This window comes from Nitrospinaceae bacterium (genome assembly GCA_018669005.1).
Classification (GTDB): Bacteria; UBA8248; UBA8248; order UBA8248; family UBA8248; genus UBA8248.
Genome location: JABJAL010000071.1, coordinates 1 through 2,500, shown reverse-complemented (window position 1 = coordinate 2,500; position 2,500 = coordinate 1). Strand labels below are relative to the sequence as shown.

At 58.0% G+C, this 2,500-nt stretch carries 2 protein-coding genes (1 of these 2 cut by a window edge); both read right to left on the bottom strand.

Translation table 11 applies throughout. From position 1 onward, the window contains the following. Nucleotides 1–978, bottom strand: partial view of a hydroxyacid dehydrogenase gene (locus HOJ95_09520; GenBank protein ID MBT6394932.1) — the 5' portion only. 27 nt of this gene lie to the left of the window's left edge; the window shows 978 of its 1,005 coding nt (coding positions 1–978); the start codon lies at nt 976–978; the stop codon falls past the left edge of the window. A 5-nt stretch (nt 979–983) separates the two neighbouring features. Further along, the coding region (locus HOJ95_09515) for a hydantoinase B/oxoprolinase family protein (protein MBT6394931.1) at nt 984–2,500 on the bottom strand (1,517 nt) is incomplete at its 5' end.

The window sequence follows — 2,500 nt, the reverse complement described above, 5'->3', positions numbered from 1 at the left end:
GAATTTGGCCCGTTTGCCCGAGAGGACGCGGGCAATATCCTCACCGGCGGTGCGGGCGATGGCTTCAAGGCATTCGACAGTTGAGCCAGCCATGTGCGGGGTGAGGATAATACCCGGTGCATCGAAAATCGGGCTTTTGGGGTTCGGTGGCTCACCATCAAGAACGTCGAGCGCCGCCCCACCTAGTTTGCCGCTTTTAAGGGCTTTGGCGAGTGCCTTTTCATCGATGAGGGGCCCCCGCGCAGCGTTCACCACGAAAGCGCCCTTTTTCATTTTCGCGATGGCGGCGCGACCGATGATGTGGTGTGTCGCCGGAATGTGTGGTGCATGTAGCGAGATAATGTCGGATGCGGCCAGCAGGGCATCGAGCTTCATCGGCTTGGCCCCCCTGGCGCGAATATCTTTATTCGAAAGCCCCGGGTCGTGGGCGCAGACCTTCATTCCAAAAGCCTGGGCAATGCGTGTTACGCGCTCGCCAATCTGTCCGATGCCGACAAGGCCGAGGGTCTTTCCCTTTAGCTCGCCGCCCGTGTGGCGTGCCTCCCCCCAGATACGCTCAGATTGAACCCTGGCGGCGCTTTGGGGTATTTGGCGGAGCAGGCTCACCATCAGGCCAATCGTTAGCTCTGTCACCGCATCAGCGTTTGCCCCTGGCGTGTTCGTAACCAGAACGCCGCGCTCGGTGCAGGCAGCAACATCCACCTGATCGACGCCAGCGCCATGAACACCTACAACCCGGAGATCTGGAAGGTGGTCGAGAAGCGAGGGGGTGATGTAGCCAGGCCTAAGGAGCATGCCTTCTGCGCCCTTGAATGCCCGAGCGAATTTTTTTTCCTGGGTCGGGGTAAGGGGGCTAAATGGAAGCGGCACAACCTTTACAGGTGCCACACCCTTCATGGCTAGGCGCACCGGCGCGAGCGCAACCGGAAAATCGTCAGTCGCCGTAACGGCGACCCATCTTGAAGAGGATGCGGCCATGGGGATCAGGCGTTTTCAGAGCCGGAGTAGTCCCCGTCGAAGGCGTATTCTGTGCGCGCTTTCTGAAGAGAGAGAAGGCCCTCGCGAAGATCGCGCTCGATAGCATCGCGCTTTCTATCCTTCGGATCTCCGTAGCCGCCACCACTTGGAACCTCGAGGACGAGACGGTCACCTGGACTCATCACCCACTGGCGCTTGGGATTGATAGGCCGACCGTTCAGCGTCACCTTGCCGACGCGACCATTTTTACCACCAAATAGACCATAGGCTGGATGGCGTGTCCGCTCACTCAAAAAACTCAAGAGTATTTGAACGTCCGAAAGCGATTTGACGATAACCTGCTGGCCGTTGCCGCCAACGAATTCCCCGGATCCGCCGCTGTCCCTGATGATGGCTTTTCTCTCCACCAGAAGAGGAACCATGTGCTCAAGAATCTCAATCGGTGTGTTCGAGGTGTTCGAAGGAAAGCTCAGGCAACTGATGCCGTCATGGCTTTTAGAGGCGCCCTGCCCGCCGTTCAGGAAGAAGTTACCGGCAAAGCTGCGCATCTGTTTGTCTACGCCAGCAGCGTTAATGGCCCAGACGGGGCTTCCGCTAGCGGCCTGTACCAACTCGGGCACGGCCTTGCAGAGCGCGCCGAAAATAGCCGAGGGAATGAACTGGCCAACCATGGAGCGACCGTTTACGGGTGCGGGATAGCGCGGATTGAGAATACTGCCATCGGGCGCCGTTACGGTAACGGGACGGAAGTTCCCCTCGTTGTTGGGCACCGTTGGACAGAAAAGACACTTGAGCGCGTAGGCCGAATAGGCGAATACGTAGCTCAAAACGGCGTTGAGGCCGCGATCAACCTGGGGCGATGAACCCGTGTAGTCAACAACAATGCTACTTCCTCGAACGCGGACCTCGACACGGATAATCAGAGGCTCATCGTAGCCGTCTGTACTCACGTGGAAGCGATATTCGCCGTCGGGAACTTTTTTGATCGCCTCGCGCATAGCGTTCTCGGAGCGCTGGAAAATCGTTGTGGCGATAGAGTCGAGATCGCGTAGCTTGTATTCCTCAAGGAGGTCATTCACCCGCTGGGCGGCAAGTTTTCCGCCGGCCATATGGGAGATCAAATCGCCCTCGACCTGCTCGGGCACGCGCACGTTGGCGCGGATAATACGGAGGATATCGGGGTTCACTTGTCCGGCAGCCATGTATTTACAAGGGGGCAGCTGGAGACCCTCCTCGTAGATATCCCTGACCTCAGGCGAGCGAAGTTTTCCGCCCATGTCGGTGGCATGGGAAGTTATGCCGACGAAACCGACAAGATTTTTCTTGTAAAAAAGCGGCGCGAGTGTCGTCAGATCCTGAAGGTGTCCGGTTCCGAGCCACGGGTCATTCGTCAGGATCAGATCGTCGGGCTCGAAGGATTCAGCCGGAAACGTTTTGAGCAGCTGGCGCACGGTTATCGGCAGCGAGCCAACGAAGCTGGGCATAGCTGAGCCTGCTTGTGAGATAGCGTAGCCCTTTGTGT